The sequence below is a fragment of the Shewanella sp. JNE2 genome (assembly GCF_023159115.1).
GTDB classification, from domain to species: domain Bacteria; phylum Pseudomonadota; class Gammaproteobacteria; order Enterobacterales; family Shewanellaceae; genus Shewanella; species Shewanella putrefaciens.
The window spans coordinates 2,013,552-2,033,439 of the sequence record NZ_CP096169.1; the positions used below are offsets into that span (position 1 = coordinate 2,013,552).

Consider the following 19,888-nt stretch of genomic DNA (forward strand, 5'->3'; position numbering starts at 1 on the left):
CCTAAAAAGATTTAGGGAATGCTCATGTTCACTAAATCTTCTTTATGGTAGAAAATTACACTTAAACTCACTCATAAAGTGTGAGCATACTATCAATATGCAATTTATTTGTAATAAAACTACAATAATAGTGATCTGTTTCTATAACTATCGGTATGTGCTACTCAAATGGAATAATCAAATATTATTTAAACTTGTGATTAAACCTCAAAAATCTCATTTTTCAGTCATCTGAGCTTGAGATACTATACTGGCCCTTGAGCTTACTTTGATGAACATGGCGTGACACGCATATAAGGATCGCAACTTGGAGTTAACACTTTACGTTAAATTTTTTCTTGGCCTCGTTGCCATCATCAATCCGATTGGATTGCTGCCCGTATTTGTGAGTTTGACCAGTCATCAAACAGAAGCGGAGCGAAACCATACCGGAAAAGTGGCTAACTTTGCGGTAGTGGTTATCTTGCTGGTGACCATCGTTGCGGGTCAGCATATTTTAAATATGTTCAGTATCTCACTTTCGGCTTTTAGGATTGCGGGCGGTAGCTTGATAGCCATTATTGCCATGTCGATGTTGCAGGGTAAGTTAGGCGAGGTGAAACGCAACCAAGAGGAAGACCGCGAATCCTCTGCGATGGAATCCGTTGCTGTGGTGCCCTTAGCGTTACCTTTAATGGCAGGGCCCGGTGCCATTAGCTCTGTTATCGTGTTTGCCGCTGAACATAATTCAGTGTCCAATATTATTGCGATGTTTATTACTGTGATTGTTTTTGGCCTAGTGAGTTTTGCCCTGTTTAGAATGGCCTCTATTATTTATAAAATTTTAGGTAAAACAGGTATTAACGTGATTACCCGTTTGATGGGACTCTTGATGTTATCTATCGGAATAGAAGTGATCGCGGCAGGTATTAAAGGGCTTTTCCCTCAATTGTTCAGCTAACGGATTAACGCCCTAATATTCATTTATTCAGTGAGTACTGGGGCTTTTTTCTCCATTCAGCATTTTTAAACATTTAACCCATTCAGGGCTCGAGAGCTCCAACATTACCCGTGTTACAGTGACAAGCACCTGTTTTTTAAAACTTAGCACTCTCTAAAGTAGTGATGTCGAATCGTTCTAACCCCAAACCTATGCTATATAATAAGTGCCCATTAGGTTTAACCTCGCTAAACAAGGAATATTTTTATGAAATGGCAATGGATTGGTAATCTCAGCTTAAAACAGAAGTTGCTTATGGTTGTGTTACCACCGTTAATTGCGTGCTTTCTTTACGGTGCACTCTTTCTCACTGAAAAATTTAAGTACCGTCAAGATTTACAACTTGTTGTACAGTTGAGTGAACTGGCGGTGACGAACAGTAATTTAGTGCACGAATTACAGAAAGAACGCGGTATGAGTGCTGGTTTTATTGGCTCAGGTGGAAAGGCTTTTGCTGGAAAGATACCTGAACAGAGACGCTTGACCGATAGCCAACTCAAGCTTTATCAATCTTTTATTGCTGAAAATGCATTACCTGAATTATTTGCTCCAAAGCTAAGAGAATTAAACACTCAGTTAGGTCGATTAGCGGGGATCCGTTCCCAAACAGACAGTTTGTCTATTAGTGTGGCAGAGGAAGTCGCGTACTACACAGATCTGAATAAGATCTTATTAGCCATAGTGGATGAGACTGCCAAGGCGGGCGCTAACCAAGAAATTGCGATTAAAGCTGCGGCGTTTAGCGCATACCTACAGATGAAAGAGCGAGCAGGAATTGAGCGTGCTGTGCTTAGCTCAACCTTTGGACAATATGGTTTTAAACCACAGGTTTACGCAAGATTTATTACACTCGTTTCTGAGCAAAATAGCTATCTAGAGCGTTTTCAAGCCTTAGCTACTCCAGAACTTGTGCAAGCAGTGAGCCGCATTCAAAACTCTAATGAAGTACGTGAAGTTGAAGCATTACGTCAAATTGCGCTTGAGCAAGATAACCAAAAAATCCAACAACAAAGTCCTGAAGAGTGGTTCACTAAATCAACGGCGCGTATTGATAGCTTGCGAGATTTTGAACAGCAGGTATCAACAGATTTACTCAAAACCACCCATAAACGACTGCAATCTGCCAATGAGCATATGTTTTTTGTGTTGGCGACATTAACATTGGTACTCACACTCGTATTGATTTTTAGCTTATCAGTGATCCGCTACTTACATGATAGTGTTCATCACTTATATTCAACCATTACCCAAGCCCGTAAAAATTATGATCTAAGCGTACGTTTAACTCATTCGAGTTCCGATGAGTTTGGTGAGCTTGCCATTGCATTTAATGACATGATGAGCGATTTTGAAAATGTGATTTTGCAGGTGCGTGCCAGTGGCGCTAAATTACAACAAGCCGTTAAGCAAATGGATTTGTGTACTCATGCTATGGAGCAGGATGTCATGGAAGGGCACAGCGAAGCTGAACAAGTCGCTTCGGCGATGACAGAAATGAGTGCCACCGTCGCTGAAATCGCAAGCAACGCAGTGCAAGCCTCTGAAGCATCAAGTGCAGCGAATCAAGAGGCCAAGGCAGGGAATATTGAAGTAGGCCGAACAAGCAACGCCATTAAAGCCCTTGCAGATGACATCAGTGGCGCTTCTCAAGCAATCAATGAATTAGATCGCGAAATTCACGGTATTGTGGTGGTATTAGATGTGATCAGCAGTATTGCAGAACAAACTAATTTACTCGCACTCAATGCCGCGATTGAAGCCGCCCGTGCAGGTGAAATGGGGCGTGGTTTTGCCGTGGTCGCCGATGAGGTTCGAAATTTAGCGCAACGCTCGCAAACGTCGACGGCAGACATTAAAAATATGACAGACAGGTTAAAATCGGGAGCGAGTATTGCTGTAAAAGCAATGGAGCGAGGGTTAACGCAAGCCAATATCAGTGTTCAAGAAGCAGAGCAAGCGGGAATAGAACTTAAGCGTGTTGTAGAACAAGTGGACATTATTGATCGTATGAACGAACAAATTGCCACAGCAACCCATGAACAATCCGCTGTATCTGAAGATGTGAATCGTAATGCGTTGAAGATAAGTGAGATTTATCTCAATACCCAAAGAATTTCCGATGAATTACGTGAGCTAACAAAAGCACTCACATTTGACGCGGATCTTATGTCTAAAGAAGTGCATAAATTTACGGTGAATTAATACGTTAACTTTATAACACTGCTCAAACGAAAGGCGGTTTGCTTAGCAATTGTGCAACCGCCTGAAATCGATTCTTTTTTACTTGACCCCCATAAGGCTTTTGCGTACAGTACCGCTCCGTTAACGGCAAAAAGTCCCTCGGCAAGACTGATATTGCGTTAACCCGTTCAATCGTGAAAGATTAACCACGTAAACATAAATCAACAAAATACGGTGAGGTGTCCGAGTGGCCGAAGGAGCACGCCTGGAAAGTGTGTATACGGAAACGTATCGAGGGTTCGACTCCCTCTCTCACCGCCAAATTCTAAGAACCCGATCAAATGGTCGGGTTTTTTCTTTTCTATCATAAACCTATGAATTATAGTTGCTAAATCCAATGGCTCACCAACCTTTGGCACCTTAAGGTGGTACAAAAGGGTGGTACAAAACGATGGCATTTATGATTCAACCATACAGCGATCCAAAGTCTGGAATCTGGAAAATCCGCAAGGGTATTCCTAAGCATTTACGGCCCTTTCTTGATGGCAAAGTTGAGCTTAAGCGAAGCCTAGAGACTAAGGATGCCTATGAAGCCAAAACAAGGGCTGCTGGAGTGATTGCGGAGTTCGAGTCTGCGATTGCTCGTGCTCAGTCACGTTTCGACAATCAAGAGAACGAGCAGAGAATATCTGCATCTCAGTTAGATGCTATTGTCAGCTATTGGGTGGCTCATGAGCATGGACGGCTAACGCAAGCAGACATTCAAGCAAGATATCTGCTCGAAACTCCCGAAGGACTTGCAAGCATGACTGAGTGGTTCAGCGAGCCGCTAGAAGTGCTCCATGAGGCTAATGGAACAAGCCGCCAACAAACAGAAGAACAACGCTTTGTGCGGCATATGAGTGCATTCGTTGATGAAGCCCTTGAGCTTTCTCAATGCCGACTTTACGACCATTCATTAAGATTGTATCTCGCAATCCAATTGGCAAATGCCTGTATCAGGCTCTGTAACTCTGCAATCGACCATGAAGAACTCGCTCGGCGTAAACAAGGACTCATTCGGCGGGAGCTAAACCGAGGCTTTGAGCCGACCCTACCTGATACGAATATCCAACCTACAGATCCGAGCGGTGATGCGTTACAGCAGCTTAAGGATTTAGGGTTTATCGTTACGGCCATGACCACCAGCAGTACAGCTCCAAGCAAACAAAAGGAAGCTGAATTATCCGTATCTTCTAGCGTTTCGCAGTTGATTGACTGGGTGAATAATCAGAAGAAGGCTCTGAGCTCAGAAGTTGCCTTCAGATCATGGCAAGGTGACCGCAATCGCCCTTGTGAGCGACTGATAGAGTTTTTTGCCGATAAGCCTATTGGTGAAATCCAAAAGCTAGATATGCGTAAATTCTTCAGTTGGATTATTCGCTGTCCGAGTAAACCAAGCCAAGAGATACGAGCATTACCCTTCAACAAGCAAATCGATATCGCGGATAAACGAGGCTTGGCTCGTGTGAGCATCAATACTGCAGATAAGGAACTTAAGCTGATTTCGGGGTATTTCCAACAGGCGGTCAAGTTAGACATTTTGCCGAAGAATCCTTGCCATCAAGTGTCGCCCGGCAAAGAAACGGTGAGGGTGATTAGAGATCCGGGCTACTCAAATGCCGAACTGACAAAGATTTTCTCCCTGCCACTCTTTAGGCAACGTACCAATGCTCAAAAGGCAAGATACGGTGAAGCTCCTTACTGGTTGCCTGTTATTCTGGCCTATACAGGAGCAAGGGCAGAGGAGATTGCTCAGCTTTACGTGAAAGATATCAAGCAAGATAGCGATAATAGCGAGCGATGGTATTTCCATATTCAGGAGCTACGCGATGACCAATCCGTTAAAACGGGGGAGTCGAGAAGGGTGCCAATTTGTCAGGCTCTCATTCAGTTAGGGTTACTGGATTACTTGAATACCTTGCCTGCAGATGGACGATTATTCCCAATACTCAAGGCCAACAAAAAGGCTAAGTATCACCTCGCGGTCGCACGTTATCTGAAAGACGCCTTTAAGACACTCGATATCGAGCATTTTGACTTCCTAAAACCGCTACATGCATTCCGCCATCGCTTTATCACCGAAGCCAGAAAGGTCATGCGTGAGGATGTCCAAAATGCGATAACAGGGCACTCAAATGCGGGGAATACGGGGCGAAACTATGGTATCTACTCAGAGTTGCATCAGGAGATAGATAAGATGCCTGTGATAGATATTCCGAAGTGGCGTGCTCAATAATAACAAGGTGGCTTAATCGCTAAGGCTTAGTACCCGAGTGTACGAGCCTTAGCTCGTTACTGTATTTTTCCTTGTTGTCTCAGGCTATACTGTTGGCAAGTCGAAGATCATAAAGGTATGAGATTATGAATCGAAAATTAGAAGTTTACGGTGTTCAAGTGGTAACTAGACCGAAGATCAAGGCGACCAAACAACTTGATTTATCAGGTGACTTTGGACGTCAAATCGTTAAGTCAGAAACCAAACTAGCATTAAGAACCCATCCCAAAACTTTCCAAAAGTTGGCTGATATGTAATGGATATCATCTGTTTTCCTTTTGAACGTGTGGTCGAAATTAATGCGTTAATCCTTTCGACAGAGCCCGGCATGAAAGGTGCGGTTGATATTCCTAAACTTCAGGGAGCGTTGAGCCGTATTGACAATGCGATTGTCTACCAAGGCTTAGATGATGTGTTTGAGATTGCTGCAAAATACACTGCTTGTATAGCGGTATCTCACGCTTGTCCTGATGCAAATAAGCGAACTGGTTTAGCAGTAGCACTCGAATACTTATCTCTAAACGACTATGAAATCACAGAGGATAATGAACTGCTAGCGAATGCTATCCGAGACTTAGTGCTTCAAGAGATTACCGAGACTGACTTTGCTGACATTCTTTATGCTCAGTATCTCAAGGGGTTGTAAGTTATTTATCCCTTGTGATCTGATGTGATTTCTCCATGGGTAGATACACAAGCCAATGTGTTGATGTGATTGATAGCAAAAGAGAGGCTTAAAGCCTCTCTTTACGTTTTTCGTTATCAGATACCTAAACGCTATACTCGGAGTTTGGGTTTGTAGGTGTCGCATGCCTCATCCCCATGCTAGCTTGTGGAATTGGCTCAGAGGTATCGTCATAAATCGACTTCAACTTAATCCCCTTAATCATGGCTTTGCTATTGTGACGGCCTTTTTCGAAGCCTTTCTCCACCAGCCGTTTGGTCATGATATTGCGGGTCATTTTCCAGTCGCCATCCCGTTCTGCCCACTTCCTAAAGGCATCGTAAAGCTCATCGGTATACACAAAATCACCTTTGCTCGTACATTCCTCTAAGAACATCGCAAGTAAGTCTGACTCGTGGCGATATTCCGCAATCCCTGACTTAATTGAGTTAGGGATAGATGCCTTAATGCCATCCTTTAGCCACATCTGCACGCCTTCAAGTGCCCAATTGAGGATACCTGATAGCTCGTTATAGAGCTTATCCATTAATTGCGGGTCCATTTGCTGCTGGCTGAAACTGGCGTTAAAGGGCAGTAAAATCATCCGTCGCCACATGCCGGGGCTGGTATCGCGAATGACGGGCTTATGGTTGCCGACCATGATGAGCTTAAACATGGGGATATATTCAAGCTCCACCTTGGCATACAACTGACGGGCGACAATCACATCATTACCTGTCATCGACTTTACAAGGTTCTCATCCATTCGAGAGCCCTCTGGCAATTCATTGGCAACTACTAGACGACTACCATTCAGCTTGGCTAGGGATGGGTTAGGGCCTTTACCACTGTTATTCGATTGCAGTAAGACATCGCTGCTTATCTGGTGGTAATAGCTCCCTATTAATCGCTGAATGATACTCATGAAGGTACTCTTACCATTACAACCATGACCGTAGAGGAAAAACAAGACTTGCTCATCAGTCCGTCCGGTTAGGATATAGCCTACCATTCGCTGCAAAAACATAGCGTATTCGACATCGCCACAGGTGATCTCATCGATAAACTGAAGCCAACGTGGGCAAGTGACATCAGGCTTGTAGTTGATATCACTATAACGGCTGATATACATCTCCTTATTTGCAGCAAGCAGTTTTCCGGTTGCGAGGTCGAGCACACCGTTGTTAATCCCCATTAGCATTTTGTCTGCATCAAAGGCTTTTGCAGAAATCAAGTTGCTAGACTTGAAGATCTCCAACATATCGGCAAGTTTTTTGCGATTTAGTGACTGTCTACCAAATGCTAATAACTTATCTGCTTGTTGCCGCTTCGTTTTGTCCTTAAGCGTCGCGGGATCTTCTAGCATACGATTCGCTTGAGCAATAATTCCCTCACCAATACATCGAGCTAGTGCCAATTCTTTATCACCTATAGGCCTCCAACACTGCTCATTAAACTCGTACATACAGTTGAGTTCTGGCACATAGACTAATTTTCCGTCAGCTACTTTTGTCAGCCTATCCGCATTACCAACGTCATTTAGCGTATCTTCATCGAACGAACCCCAAATAGCTGAAATGATGTCCATAGACAACTTAGTTTGCTGGTGGCTAGCAGGACTTCCATCTTGCATCGTTTCTGAAGTTGTCTCTATCGACGCTTGTGGGGCTACAACACCGTATTGTTCTAGCAATACCTCAATAGAAAGGGCGTTGTCTTGCCGCAAATAATCATCAATATCCTTACCTTGCCCTTCTGGTAAGGTAACTTGGACAAGTGCTGGTAAGCCCAGTAGAGCGAGCTTCTCCCGATACTTATCACCCGCAGGGTCACTGTCGAAGAAGGTCACTACATTTCTGTCATGTAGATTGTCCTTAATCCACGCCAGTTGTGCTTGGTTAATTTGGCCGTTGGTTGCTAGTACTGCTCCATCCCAATTATGTGAAAGCAACGCAAGTAGATCGTGTTCTCCTTCAACAATGGCAACCTTATCAAAGTTACCAAGGAGATGCTGGCCATAAAACTGAATGTTATTCAACCAATATTGCTTAGGCAGTTGATATTGCTTTTCTTTTTTGGGATCTTTAAAAGTAAAGCGGCAAAGATTACCTTCCTCATCATAATGGGGAAAGATATAGACATCTCTTGGGAAAAAGTCTGTAGGATTAGATTTACCTGCCTTAACCAATCCTGATGCATACATTTCCTCAAGGCTAAAACCATTGGCTCTTAACGCCCTCCAAAGTTGGCCGTGGGAATAACCTACGTCGTTATCGATCAATACTTCTTTGCGGAGTTTTCGCTTTTCCATCAGAACAGCAAGAGGCTTGCTGTTATCTACTAACATAGGCTCTACGTAATATTGATATGCCGCCTCGAACAGGGCTTGACGACGAGCTAATTGCTCTGCTGTGAGTTCTACTGTTTCAGCTTCAACTTTGGACTTATTAGCTCTTGAAGCGGGTAAAATAGTGACTCCATCGATCTCACCATTAATGAGCTTTATAGCAGCATCTCTAGAATGCTTTGCCTGATCGAAATGAACTAGAAAATCAAAAATATCACCACGTTTCCCACAATAGCCGGAATAACATTTGAAATGTTGATTTTCGATATCACTACAATGGAACTTAAAGCATCCTTTATGCCCACAGAATGGGCATTCGTCAGGATCAAGTTGATAGAGGTCTGTCCCACATGACTTATAGCTGGTGCCAAGAGCGGCTGATATGGCCTCTGGTAGAAAGAATTGGCTCTTTACCTCCGCAAAGTCGATTTCGTCATTGGGTGTTACAACTTCATTCTTAGCTAAAAAAACTTTTTCTGATGCCATTTTGGTCATCTCCATACAAAAGAATGGCCGCAGACTAAAATAGATATGTAATTGATTTAGTCTATTGCTTGGCCGTCGAGCCTACATTTTGGCTCTTCCCCGATAGCTCAATGTTTCCTGCAAAGAGCTATCGGGGCATTTATCTCCTAGTCGAATAATCGACGATAGAGATTAGTACCCTTCATCCCATCTAGGTTTAGTCGTGGGGTGCTGATAATCAGCCCTGATTGTTCCAAGCGTCGAATATGTCTTCTTGCCGTTCTTGATGAGTAACCGCAACGTCTTACCAAAGCACTCGCAAGACTCACTTCTCCCCCTAACAAGTAGCCATCGATAATCGGCATTCTGCTGATCTCATAAACGGTCTGCCTAAACTGGTCATTGAACAGCTCAAAGGGCAATCGATAATGAGCCTGATGGCTGCTAGTGGAATGAATAATGTTGTCTTCGCTGATGTCTTGGTTTCGCACTTGGATCTCCTCTGGATGACATAATGTGTCACACCCATATCTATAATTTAGTGTTTTTTTGGTGAGCTAAACACCTTGATTTCCCGAGAAAATGACAAATCTGAGATAGTGGCGAATTATTGTGGATAATATTAGATATGGTATTTATTCATGTTGATGCTATATGTTATTCCTTAGGGGAATATCTTTAATGTCTCTATGAAACTTCAATTCTGCTTCTGGTTACCACCATCGGTTTCTCCTTCGATTCCCCTAAGCTCTATCCACTGCCAATAAATCAGCAGACTGGCTAAAGTATTTCTACTTACTTTTCCTTTAGTATTTTTTATGAAATCAAATAGAAATCAGCATAATAATTCTATAAATCAATCATATGGGGCAAGATTGCTTTGTTTTGTGGGAATGGGTGTTGAGGAAAATCGGCAGCGAAATCGGCAGGGAGGAAATAGCAGTCATCAAGCGGGAAATTTGCCGCAAACTGTGAAATAACAACTGTTCACTCAAGGGGATGATTGATAGACTCACTGCACTTTTTGTTATTTTTTATAGAGCTGCTCACGGAATAAGCAAAGCAGCCAACAGGGCCATTATGGAACATATCAGTATCAGTTCTCTTGCCAGTTTTATCTGGTCAGTTGCCGACCTTCTTCGCGGCGATTTCAAACAGTCTCAATATGGTCGCATCATTCTGCCGTTTACTGTGTTACGTCGCCTTGAATGCGTATTAGAAGCCACCAAAGACAATGTACTGGCTCAAGCTGAGGCTACTAAAGCCTTGCCCGAAAATGCCCGTGAGAAACTGCTTTTGAATGCAGCGGGGCAAAACTTCTATAACGCATCACCGCTTAACCTCAATCGCCTCGGTGAGAACAATACGGGGGATAACCTTGACGCTTATGTGCGAGCCTTCTCTACAGATGCAAGGGAAATCTTCGAACACTTCAATTTTGTCAACACTATTTACGGCCTTGACGATGCCAACATCCTCTACCAAGTGGTGCAGAAGTTCCGCGAGGTTGACCTGTCACCCGACGCTGTAGACAACTACCATATGGGCTTAGTGTTTGAAGAGCTTATCCGCCGCTTTGCCGAGAGTTCTAACGAGACCGCAGGGGAACACTTTACCCCTAGGGATATCGTGCGTTTGACCACTTCCTTAGTGTTTAGCGGTGACGATGCGGCCCTAACTAAGCCCGGCGTTGTGCGTTCAATCTACGACCCCACTGCGGGGACGGGTGGCTTCTTATCCTCGGGGATGGAATACCTCAAAGAAATCAATGAGAATGCCCGTTTAGCCACCTATGGCCAAGAGTTAAACCCTGAGTCATACGCTATCTGTAAAGCCGATATGCTGATCAAAGGGCAGGACATTAGCAACATTAAGCTGGGTAATACCCTGTCGGATGACCAACTCGAATTTGAGCGTTTCGATTACTGTCTGTCTAACCCACCGTTTGGGGTGGACTGGAAGAAGGTCGAAAAACGCATTAACGATGAGCATAAGCTCAAAGGCTTTAATGGCCGTTTTGGGGCTGGCTTGCCTCGTGTGTCTGACGGTTCTTTGCTGTTCTTGATGCACCTTATCAGTAAGATGAAGCCCGTAACCGATAAATCCGAAGGCAGCCGTATTGGGATTATCCTCAACGGCTCACCGTTATTTACCGGAGGAGCGGGCAGTGGTGAGAGTGAGATCCGCCGTTATATTCTGGAGCGAGACTTACTCGATGCCCTGATCGCACTGCCGACCGATATGTTCTATAACACTGGCATTGCGACCTATATTTGGGTGCTGTCAAACCATAAGCCAGCAGAACGTAAAGGCAAGGTATTGCTGATCAATGCCAGCGATATGCATTCCAGCATGCGTAAATCTCTTGGAAGCAAACGTAAGTTCCTCGACGATGATGCTATTAGTACTATTGTCGATCTCTACAGCCGTTATGAGCAAAGCCCCATCGCCAAGATTTTCAATACTACCGACTTTGGCTATCGCCGTATCACCGTTGAGCGGCCATTAAAGTTAGCCCTCTATCCCCATGATGCAGAGCGGCTTAATAGTCTTAAGCAGCAAAATGCGTGGGCAAAATTGGATGCTGAGCTACAGCAAGGTATTTTGTCCGCTTTAGCGGCTATGCCACTGGATAAATACTTATCTCGCGATGCCTTCAAAAAGGCATTTAGCAAGGCATTTGCATCTGTGTCCACCAGCAAGCTACCAGTTACCGTGTTAAAGCTGATTTTCGGCAATCTAGGCGAGCAGGATGATACCGCCGAAGTTTGTAAGACCAAGGGTGAGCCTGAACCTGCCACAGAGCTAAGGGATAACGAAAACGTACCGCTTAACGAGGATATTGACGATTACTTTTCGCGGGAAGTATTGCCCCATGTGCCCGATGCGTGGATTGATACCAGCAAAACCGACCCGCTCGACGGCAAAGTCGGGCTGGTGGGCTATGAGATCCCCTTTAACCGCCATTTCTACCAGTATCAGCCACCACGTTCATTAGAGGAAATCGATGCCGATCTGGATGCCGTAGCAAAGGATATTATGCAGCTATTGGCGGAGGTGCACTCGTGAGCAGTCCGGTTGCAATAAATAAGAAATTTGCAGCATATCCTGAGTATAAGGATTCTGATATAGAGTGGGTTGGTGACATTCCTATTAATTGGAACGTTCTTCCAGCATTTGCAGTGCTTAGAGAAGAATGTATAAGAAATTTAGACGGTGCAGAAACTAATGTTCTTTCGCTTAGCTATGGTGCTATTAAGCAAAGGGACGTAGAAAGTAATGCTGGATTGCTTCCAGAATCTTTTAATACGTATCAATTGGTTAATTATGGTGACATAGTTTTGCGATTAACTGATTTACAAAATGATAAGAGAAGCCTAAGAGTAGGGCGTTCCACGCAAAAAGGAATCATTACATCAGCCTACATGAAGCTAGTTTGCCTACACCAACTCGACAATCGATTTGCTTATCAGCTCCTTCATTCATACGATACGACTAAGGTATTTTATGGAATGGGAGGAGGCTTGCGTCAGTCAATGAAGTTTGAGGACTTCAGAAGATTGCCTGTTATTGTTCCTCCTCTTGAAGAACAACGCACCATCGCCGCTTTTCTCGACTATGAAACCGCCAGAATTGACCAGTTGATAGCAAAGCAGCAACGGCTGATTGAACTGCTTAAAGAGAAACGCCAAGCAGTGATCTCCCACGCCGTCACTAAAGGTCTTAACCCTGACGCCCCCATGAAAGACTCCGGCGTCGAGTGGCTCGGCCAAGTACCAGAGCATTGGCAAGTATTAAAAGGAGCTTGGATTGGTAAATTGTTTGGGTCTGAGACGGTCTCAGAAGGTGACTTGACAGATAATGGCGATGTCGCTTTTATAAAAGTGAGTACACTCAGCTTAGATAGCTTAGTTACACGAGAGCCCGAGTCCTATACTTGTTCGTTGAAGTATGCTCAGTCTAAATCAAAAAAGAATTATATAGTATTCCCTAAACGTGGGGCTGCTATTTTCACGAATAAAGTGAATATTGTGGATTATCCATCTGTGTTAGACCCTAATTTAATGGGATGGCAAATAGATCGCTCTTTCAATACAACTTATGTTGCTTATTGCCTAAAAGTAAGAAAACTTGATGATATTGCCGATGTATCTACAGTACCGCAGATAAATAATAAACATATATCTCCTCAGTATTTTCCAATACCACTAAAGGAAGAACAGGATGAGATTGTTGAATTAATCGATGGTCACAATGTTAAGTTTTCCTATTTAATTGATAAGGCGATATTAGCTGTAGAGTTATTACAAGAACGCCGTATAGCTCTTATCTCCGCCGCCGTCACTGGCAAGATTGATTTACGAGAATGGCGACCACCAGTTAAGGATGCTGTTGCATGAGTTACGAATTACCTAATCTTGTGATTAGTGCCATTTCGGCATTAGCTTCGGTTTATCAAGCTGCGATGGATGTTACTGACCGTGTTAGCTCGGTCAAGAAAGCAGAAGATAGATTAGATGCCCCATTAAAGAGGGGCGGAAAATCGTTAAATGTAATCGATGCAGCTTTACTCAACCAATACAACAAGAAAATTAGGGAACAGGTCACAAGGCACGTCGATAGTTTGAAACGAACGCCAGATCCAACTTTATGCCAATCGATTGCTGACGAAGCTCAGAAAAACATATGCTTCTATCTAAATGAAATCAAAAAGCATAATAAAGGTGAACTAACAACTCGCCAGTTAATAAATTGGTGGGATTCTTATCGATGTGATGATGTGGCTTGTCAATTATCTGCCAAGTCTAAACCTTAAGGGTAGCTCCGATGCTCGATAACAAAAAGCTTTCGCTACGGTGTTTTGCCAATTTTGAGCTAAATAAGTGATGGCCGTTAATACCTATATCTTATCGTTACGATCAAACCTAGACCTTTATCAATCTGAGCTGGTGGAGCTGAGGTTATTACAGAGTCAGCGAGTGTTATCGGCTCTGGAATGTCGAGCCGCTGAGCGACTGGTGCAACTACTGCTAGTGAGTTGTATTAATGTAGCCAAGCATTGGGCTAAGGCGATGACGGGCGATTGCCCGCAAGATGTCTATCAGGCATTTGAGTGCCTAAACGAGAAGATAAGTAGGGGTAATGCCTTACCAATGCCTACCTTAGATTATTGGGGGAAGTTGATTGAGCTTAGGGACGATCTAATCCATCAATCACAGGATCTTGACCCTAAGATAATCCCCAATATGATTGCTCGAAACGAGACCGAAGTCCTCTTTAATTTTATCCATCAAGGTATTAATTGGTTAGCACAACAGGAGAAACAAACCCTATGAGCATGGATGCGAAAGCCCGTGAAAAAGCCTTTCAGGACTATATCATTCAAGCATTGCTAAAGCAGGGATGGTTACTGGGGGATTCTGCCCATTACGACCGTGAACGTGCTCTCTACCCTGAAGATGTATTCGCTTATGTGCAGCAAAGCCAACCGGAAGCATGGGATAAATACGCCAAGATTTATCCGCAAGAAACCGAAAAACATCTACTCAATGCCGTGGTTAGGCATTTAGACCATGCCGATAAAGGCACGCTTTGGCTGCTACGCAATCACCTTGAAGACCGTGGTGCCAGACTTCGTTTAGCCACCTTTAAGCCTGATCATGGGCTGAACCCTGAGTTACTGAGCCGTTATCACGCCAATCGCTTACGGGTGGTGCCTGAACTGGTGTATAGCCCTAATGGTTATGATGGCCGTTTAGATCTCACCTTATTTGTTAATGGCTTACCCGTTGCGACCTTAGAGCTTAAGTCGTGCTTTAAGCAAAGCCTTGAGAATGCCAAGCAGCAGTACCGTAAAGATCGCCAAGTCAAAACTGGTAATAAGGATGAGCCGCTACTGAAGTTTCGCCGTGGGGCGTTAGTGCATTTTGCTGTGAATCAGTTTGAAATCGCGATGACGACCAAGCTGGCGGGCGAAAACACTTACTTTTTGCCCTTTAACAAGGGAACCAAAGCGGGTGGTGCGGGGAACGAACAGCCCGAAAATGGCCAAGGATTTGCCACTGAATATTTATGGGGTGAAATATTTTCACCGGATAACTGGTTGCGAATTTTAGGGCGTTATATTCACCTTGAAGTGAAGCGGGAAGAGGATGCCCTAGGCCGAGTCACTAAAAAAGAAACCATGATATTTCCCCGCTATCACCAATGGCATGTAGTGCAAAAGCTATTGTCACAGGTTGAGCAAGAAGGGACTGGCCAAAAGTACCTTATTCAGCATTCGGCAGGTTCGGGTAAGTCTAACTCGATTGCTTGGCTAACCCACCAGCTCGCCTCGTTATACGACCATGGTGGCAATAAAATCTTTAAGTCGGTGATTGTGATTACTGACAGGACAGTACTTGATAGCCAGCTACAAGAAACTATCTCGCAATTTGAGCATGCTGAGGGCGTGATTAGCCGGATTAACCGCGATGATGGTGATGGCAGTAAATCGGCACAGTTAGCCGCTTCGCTGACAAGTGGTACACCGATTATTGTGGTGACAATTCAAACCTTCCCCTATGTGCTAAAGGCGATTCAGGAAGCCACCAGCTTAAAGGATTGTACCTTTGCGGTGATTGCCGATGAGGCCCATTCGAGCCAAAGCGGCAGCACGGCAAGACAACTGCGTGAAGTGTTGATGGCCGAGCAGCTTGAGGATAATGAAGAACTCAGTGCTGAAGATGTGATGAATATGACGCTAGCCGCCCGTGGTGGCAGCAAAAACATCAGCTACTTTGCCTTTACGGCGACCCCAAAGGGTAAGACGTTAGAGTTATTTGGGCGGCCAGAAAACCCTATGATGCCGCTTAGTGATGACAACAAACCTAAGCCTTTTGATGTGTACAGTATGCGGCAGGCGATTGAGGAGAACTATATTCTCGATGTGCTGCGTAACTACACCAGTTATAGCTTGGCTTATCGGATGGCGATGGCAGGCGGTAACGCCGAGCAGGAAGTCGATAGCAAAAAAGCCAAGAAAACCCTTAACCGTTGGATGAGGCTGCATCCACATAACATTGGCCAAAAGGTGCAAGTGATAGTTGAGCACTTTAAGGCGAATGTGGCTCATTTACTGAATCATCAAGCCAAAGCGATGGTGGTAACGAGCAGCCGCCTTGAAGCCGTCAAGTATAAGCTTGCATTTGATAAATACGTTAAGGAGCAAGGCTATCACCAGATAAAGGCAATGGTGGCCTTTTCGGGTGAAGTGATTGACCCTGAGACTGCTGTTGGGCATACCGAGCGGAGCATGAATCCAGATCTTAATGGTCAAGATATGCGTAAAGCATTCGACACCGATGGCTACCAACTGATGCTGGTGGCGAATAAGTTCCAAACGGGCTTCGACCAGCCAAAACTTTGTGCCATGTACGTGGATAAAAAGTTAACTGGTGTGGATTGTATTCAGACACTCTCGCGGCTTAACCGGACTTATCCGGGTAAGGATCGTACCTTTGTACTCGACTTTGTGAATGAGCCGCAGGAAGTGTTGGAAGAGTTCCAAAAGTATTACGAAACGGCAGAGCTTGAGACTGTCTCTGATCCTAACTTGGTGTATGACCTGAAGCACAAGCTTGTGAATGAAGGCATATTCCTGTGGAGTGAAGTCGAAGCCTTTGCAGGGTGTTACTTCGACCCCAAACGCGGCACCGATTATATGCTGCATTATCTTGCTCCGGCGAGAGACCGTTTCCGTAAACGCTATCTGCTGGCCACCGATGCCTTGAGAACCGCTAAGCAGCAACTCAAGCAGATAAAGCAAGCAGGGACAGACGTTGATAAAGCGAATGCCGAGAAACGTGTTGCAGAAGCGGAAGAGGCTAGAAATCAGTTGGTGATGTTCAAGAAGGACCTTAACAGCTATATCCGCTTCTATGAGTTTGCCTCACAGATAACCCAGTTTGATGCTATCGACTTAGAGCAGCTCAGTACCTTTGCTAAACATTTACTGCCATTGCTGCGAGAAGAGGTGTTGGAAGATGATGAGATTGACCTTGATGGATTGGTCCTTAGCCATTACCAGTTGAAGGAGAAACGGACTCAAGACCTAGAGCTTAGGGAAGGCAGAGGTGAAGGGCTTGATGGGATTACAGGGTTAGGTAGTGCGACGCCTAAGAAAGACAAAAAGGACTTTCTCTCTGAAATCCTCGTCAAGATGAATGAGTTGTTTGGCGAAGGCATTACCGATGGCGACAAGCTAGATTGGCTCCATGGCATGGCGAGTAAAATTGCAGAAGATAAGGTCGTGATGGACCAGATCCACAACAATGACCGTAAATCCATTATGCAGGGGGACTTCCCTAAAGCGGCCGATCAAGCTGTGATTGAACGAATGGACATTCAGCATGGGATGTCGATGGATTATCTTGCTCGCCCCGAAGCGGCCAAAGCTATTCAAAATATTCTGCTGGATATCTTGCTTAAAGGGCTAGGGCGAGAATTGAGAAGTTAGTGATTGTGGGGGTTTGTGCTATATGCTAAAACTATTATAGTGACGGTCTGGTCATTAATCAGTCGTTGCTATATGATGTGCCGTCATTAATCTAAGGAGGTGCCAAATGTCTACAGCATCATTTGACCGAGCCTTTATTGTTGAAGATAGCGTAGCAATTTCCAACATCAAGCATGATATACGAGCACCAAGGAAAGTGACTGTTGCTCAACGTGATCATCGCAAAGATGCCGAAAAAGGAATAAAGCTATTAAAACGACGCTTGTCAAAATCAGTGACCTATTGAATGACGAAGAGCTGTCTAGAGAGGATATCTCGCAGCTCCTTCGTTCATTTACCTGCCCCCAAAATCAAGACGTTGAACTTTTCCTGCATAGTAAAGCCGTTGAATTCGAGGTTAGGGATACTGCCAGAACTTACCTGATGCTTGATGATATCGGGCAGATTCTTGCTTATTTTTCTTTATCATTCAAAGAAATTGAACTGATCGACAGAGGGCTTTCGCTTACTGCCATAAAAAAACTTGATGGCTTCGATAAGCGGGCCGAACGGGTTAAGGCATATTTGATTGGGCAGATTGGGAAAAACTTAGCAATCGATGACAATCCTGTCGACCTAGAGACCATCCTGAATGAAGTTTATGCCGTGATTGATGAGGCTAGGGCATTAGTGGGTGGGCGGGTGATAATCCTTGAATGTGAAGATGTTGTCCGATTAATTCAGCATTATGAACGACACGGTTTCAAGAAAATCCCAACACATGATCCTGTAAAGGGACTCGTTACCATGTACACGGTTGTTGAGTAACTTCCGCCAAACAACGAAAAGTGATGAAACGAGCCGCTGCAATCCGGTAATCGTATTCAATGATTTGTGTAAAGGTAGCCTATACGGCTACCTTTTAGTTTGCCCCGCGAAGCACCCAATCTGCTTATTTGTCAGGGTAATCGCCATACCAGTACTTAACCGCAAGCCACTCCCCAAAAGTCTGAAAATGGACTAACAGCCTGACAATCCAGTGCATGTACGGCAGATGTTCTCTTGGGTGAGTCGCATAGAGATTGCCGCCCTTAGTGATTGAGATAGACTCAGGGATAAAACCTTGCTCAATTAGAAACGCCCTGATCGCCTCTGGTTCCCTAAAGACATCGTTCCCCATAGCTACTTCCCCTTGAAGGAGTATCATCTTCTGATTGGTGCCACGTTTATCAGGGATTATCTCGACGGAAAAGAAGGGGCTGTGATTCTTGATGGCTTCTCGAATCTGATGCTCTCTGGTTTCGGGGGTAAAACGGCCTTCTACAAGTAATACTGGATAAGATAGAGCTTGTTCGTTTTGCATGATTTTCTCCTGCGGTAGTTGAGTGGGGCATAATATGTCACCCCCATATTTCTATTTTAATCGGTGGGGAACCGTTTCAACTGACTTATACCGTCATTTTTCACCATGAACTAAGGCATAAGAAACCTGATGTAAATCAAATACAAAGGAGAGGATATGTCTATTCATACATTCAAGAATCAACAGCACGATAACGCTCAAGACTCAGTTATTCGGGAGGCGATAGCTATCTTGGAAACTCGCTATAGCCTCGGAGTTAATCATGAGGTATTTACTTCGCCACAAATTGTTAAGGACTACCTTAGGCTAAGGATGGCTGCCTATGAACGGGAGGTCTTTGCAGTACTATTGCTTGATAGTCAGCACCGTTTGATAGCCTATGAAGAACTGTTCTTTGGCACCATTGATGCCGCCTCAGTTTATCCACGAGAGGTGGTAAAATTGGTCCTTCATAGAAACGCCGCTGCCGCGATATTTGCCCATAACCATCCCTCTGGCATACCTGAGCCATCACAGGCCGATAAACGCATTACAGAGCGTTTAAAGTCAGCATTAGCAACTATTGATGTAGCAGCCTTAGATCATTTTGTGATTGGTCACCATGAAGTTGTGTCTTTTGCTGAGAGGGGCTGGATATGACCACAACAATTCAAATCGATCTCAAGGCCGCCAGAAGTTTATTGCCGATGACGCTAAGTTTGACGCAAATCATTCGGCGGTTGCTGCTCAATAATCTGCCGCCCATTGTGAGTAACGGTGTGACGATTAACTTTCGTGACCCGAGTTACTCTGCCGATGCTGGTGGCTTTCATCCAGTCGAAATCCGCTTGGAATACTCACTGGCCACCAGCATGTGGCAAGTTTGCTATATCACCGACTTTGCCTACCAAGGACGCTACTTCCCTGAACTCGAAAAGGATATCGACTTCAACTTCGCAGAGGGTTCAGGGTATCAGGCTTATGTTGGATTTCACCCGCTAAGCCATTTCAGTGGTCTTTATCGGTTATGGGAAGCCAACTTCAGAAGTTATGTGGTTGATGATCTCTATCAGATAACCATCAGTTGGGACTGATCCCACCACACCATTCCATTCAG

17 protein-coding genes and 1 tRNA gene are annotated in these 19,888 nt (G+C 44.4%); 15 read left to right on the top strand and 3 right to left on the bottom strand.

Annotated elements, in window-relative coordinates; all coding sequences use genetic code 11:
* Nucleotides 1-307: 307 nt before the first annotated feature.
* From MZ182_RS09060 to MZ182_RS09085, 6 genes are all read left to right on the top strand, one after another.
* Nucleotides 308-940: a YchE family NAAT transporter gene (locus tag MZ182_RS09060; RefSeq protein WP_115014540.1), complete on the top strand. Its 633-nt coding sequence runs from the start codon at nucleotides 308-310 to the stop codon at nucleotides 938-940.
* A 246-nt stretch (nucleotides 941-1,186) separates the two neighbouring features.
* On the top strand, nucleotides 1,187-3,181 hold the full coding sequence (locus MZ182_RS09065) for a methyl-accepting chemotaxis protein (protein WP_011919219.1): 1,995 nt from the start codon (nucleotides 1,187-1,189) through the stop codon (nucleotides 3,179-3,181).
* Between the two features lie 212 nt (nucleotides 3,182-3,393).
* A tRNA-Ser gene (locus tag MZ182_RS09070) sits at nucleotides 3,394-3,481 on the top strand.
* Nucleotides 3,482-3,611: 130 nt separating this feature from the next.
* The gene (locus MZ182_RS09075) at nucleotides 3,612-5,438 is read left to right on the top strand and encodes a site-specific integrase (protein WP_248065872.1); all 1,827 of its coding nucleotides are present in this window, start codon (nucleotides 3,612-3,614) and stop codon (nucleotides 5,436-5,438) included.
* A gap of 125 nt (nucleotides 5,439-5,563) precedes the next feature.
* Entirely contained in the window at nucleotides 5,564-5,734 is a 171-nt protein-coding gene (locus tag MZ182_RS09080; protein WP_172591131.1) for an acetyltransferase, read from the top strand.
* Nucleotides 5,734-6,123 (top strand): type II toxin-antitoxin system death-on-curing family toxin, encoded by a 390-nt coding sequence (locus MZ182_RS09085; RefSeq protein WP_172591132.1) that lies wholly within the window; start codon nucleotides 5,734-5,736, stop codon nucleotides 6,121-6,123. The genes MZ182_RS09080 and MZ182_RS09085 overlap by 1 nt, the downstream gene beginning before the upstream one ends.
* A 124-nt stretch (nucleotides 6,124-6,247) precedes the next feature.
* Here the strand turns inward: MZ182_RS09085 and MZ182_RS09090 are convergent, their stop codons facing one another.
* Nucleotides 6,248-8,974, bottom strand: coding sequence for a phage/plasmid primase, P4 family (locus tag MZ182_RS09090; protein WP_248065871.1), 2,727 nt, complete (start codon nucleotides 8,972-8,974; stop codon nucleotides 6,248-6,250).
* A gap of 146 nt (nucleotides 8,975-9,120) precedes the next feature.
* Nucleotides 9,121-9,444: a winged helix-turn-helix domain-containing protein gene (locus MZ182_RS09095; protein WP_248065869.1), complete on the bottom strand. Its 324-nt coding sequence runs from the start codon at nucleotides 9,442-9,444 to the stop codon at nucleotides 9,121-9,123.
* A gap of 589 nt (nucleotides 9,445-10,033) precedes the next feature.
* On the opposite strand from MZ182_RS09095, the gene MZ182_RS09100 reads away from it, so the two are divergent.
* The 7 genes from MZ182_RS09100 to MZ182_RS09130 all read left to right on the top strand — a co-directional run bounded on the left by MZ182_RS09100 (nucleotide 10,034) and on the right by MZ182_RS09130 (nucleotide 18,257).
* The gene (locus MZ182_RS09100; protein WP_248065867.1) at nucleotides 10,034-12,022 is read left to right on the top strand and encodes a type I restriction-modification system subunit M; all 1,989 of its coding nucleotides are present in this window, start codon (nucleotides 10,034-10,036) and stop codon (nucleotides 12,020-12,022) included.
* Entirely contained in the window at nucleotides 12,019-13,353 is a 1,335-nt protein-coding gene (locus tag MZ182_RS09105) for a restriction endonuclease subunit S (RefSeq protein ID WP_248065865.1), read from the top strand. The genes MZ182_RS09100 and MZ182_RS09105 overlap by 4 nt, the downstream gene beginning before the upstream one ends.
* Complete coding sequence (locus tag MZ182_RS09110; protein WP_248065863.1) at nucleotides 13,350-13,769, top strand: hypothetical protein; 420 nt, start codon at nucleotides 13,350-13,352, stop codon at nucleotides 13,767-13,769. The genes MZ182_RS09105 and MZ182_RS09110 overlap by 4 nt, the downstream gene beginning before the upstream one ends.
* A gap of 70 nt (nucleotides 13,770-13,839) precedes the next feature.
* Nucleotides 13,840-14,289 (top strand): HepT-like ribonuclease domain-containing protein, encoded by a 450-nt coding sequence (locus MZ182_RS09115; protein WP_248065862.1) that lies wholly within the window; start codon nucleotides 13,840-13,842, stop codon nucleotides 14,287-14,289.
* Entirely contained in the window at nucleotides 14,286-17,450 is a 3,165-nt protein-coding gene (locus MZ182_RS09120) for a type I restriction endonuclease subunit R (protein ID WP_248065861.1), read from the top strand. Before MZ182_RS09115 ends, MZ182_RS09120 begins: the two co-directional genes overlap by 4 nt.
* 106 nt (nucleotides 17,451-17,556) lie before the next feature.
* Nucleotides 17,557-17,736 carry a hypothetical protein gene (locus tag MZ182_RS09125; protein WP_144345513.1) on the top strand — a complete coding sequence of 60 codons (180 nt, stop codon included), beginning with the start codon at nucleotides 17,557-17,559 and terminating at the stop codon, nucleotides 17,734-17,736.
* Nucleotides 17,733-18,257: an acetyltransferase gene (locus MZ182_RS09130; RefSeq protein ID WP_248065860.1), complete on the top strand. Its 525-nt coding sequence runs from the start codon at nucleotides 17,733-17,735 to the stop codon at nucleotides 18,255-18,257. The genes MZ182_RS09125 and MZ182_RS09130 overlap by 4 nt, the downstream gene beginning before the upstream one ends.
* A gap of 124 nt (nucleotides 18,258-18,381) precedes the next feature.
* On the opposite strand, the gene MZ182_RS09135 is transcribed toward MZ182_RS09130, so the two are convergent.
* On the bottom strand, nucleotides 18,382-18,792 hold the full coding sequence (locus MZ182_RS09135; RefSeq protein ID WP_248065859.1) for a hypothetical protein: 411 nt from the start codon (nucleotides 18,790-18,792) through the stop codon (nucleotides 18,382-18,384).
* A 156-nt stretch (nucleotides 18,793-18,948) separates the two neighbouring features.
* Between MZ182_RS09135 and radC the strand changes: the two genes are divergently transcribed.
* Both radC and MZ182_RS09145 read left to right on the top strand, forming a co-directional pair.
* A complete protein-coding gene (gene radC, locus MZ182_RS09140; RefSeq protein WP_248065858.1) occupies nucleotides 18,949-19,431 on the top strand; it encodes a RadC family protein in 483 nt (160 codons plus the stop codon).
* Nucleotides 19,428-19,865: a DUF2787 family protein gene (locus tag MZ182_RS09145; RefSeq protein ID WP_248065857.1), complete on the top strand. Its 438-nt coding sequence runs from the start codon at nucleotides 19,428-19,430 to the stop codon at nucleotides 19,863-19,865. Before radC ends, MZ182_RS09145 begins: the two co-directional genes overlap by 4 nt.
* Nucleotides 19,866-19,888 lie beyond the last annotated feature (23 nt).

What these genes read in the sequence shown, in the direction of transcription:
- MZ182_RS09120 (WP_248065861.1), top strand. Translation starts at nt 14,286, where the DNA reads ATGAGCATGGATGCGAAAGCCCGTGAAAAAGCCTTTCAGGACTATATC.
- MZ182_RS09080 (WP_172591131.1), top strand. Translation starts at nt 5,564, where the DNA reads ATGAATCGAAAATTAGAAGTTTACGGTGTTCAAGTGGTAACTAGACCG.
- MZ182_RS09085 (WP_172591132.1), top strand. Translation starts at nt 5,734, where the DNA reads ATGGATATCATCTGTTTTCCTTTTGAACGTGTGGTCGAAATTAATGCG.
- MZ182_RS09115 (WP_248065862.1), top strand. Translation starts at nt 13,840, where the DNA reads ATGGCCGTTAATACCTATATCTTATCGTTACGATCAAACCTAGACCTT.
- MZ182_RS09125 (WP_144345513.1), top strand. Translation starts at nt 17,557, where the DNA reads ATGTCTACAGCATCATTTGACCGAGCCTTTATTGTTGAAGATAGCGTA.
- MZ182_RS09135 (WP_248065859.1), bottom strand. Translation starts at nt 18,792, where the DNA reads ATGCAAAACGAACAAGCTCTATCTTATCCAGTATTACTTGTAGAAGGC.
- MZ182_RS09110 (WP_248065863.1), top strand. Translation starts at nt 13,350, where the DNA reads ATGAGTTACGAATTACCTAATCTTGTGATTAGTGCCATTTCGGCATTA.
- MZ182_RS09145 (WP_248065857.1), top strand. Translation starts at nt 19,428, where the DNA reads ATGACCACAACAATTCAAATCGATCTCAAGGCCGCCAGAAGTTTATTG.
- MZ182_RS09100 (WP_248065867.1), top strand. Translation starts at nt 10,034, where the DNA reads ATGGAACATATCAGTATCAGTTCTCTTGCCAGTTTTATCTGGTCAGTT.
- MZ182_RS09090 (WP_248065871.1), bottom strand. Translation starts at nt 8,974, where the DNA reads ATGGCATCAGAAAAAGTTTTTTTAGCTAAGAATGAAGTTGTAACACCC.
- MZ182_RS09065 (WP_011919219.1), top strand. Translation starts at nt 1,187, where the DNA reads ATGAAATGGCAATGGATTGGTAATCTCAGCTTAAAACAGAAGTTGCTT.
- radC (WP_248065858.1), top strand. Translation starts at nt 18,949, where the DNA reads ATGTCTATTCATACATTCAAGAATCAACAGCACGATAACGCTCAAGAC.
- MZ182_RS09075 (WP_248065872.1), top strand. Translation starts at nt 3,612, where the DNA reads ATGGCATTTATGATTCAACCATACAGCGATCCAAAGTCTGGAATCTGG.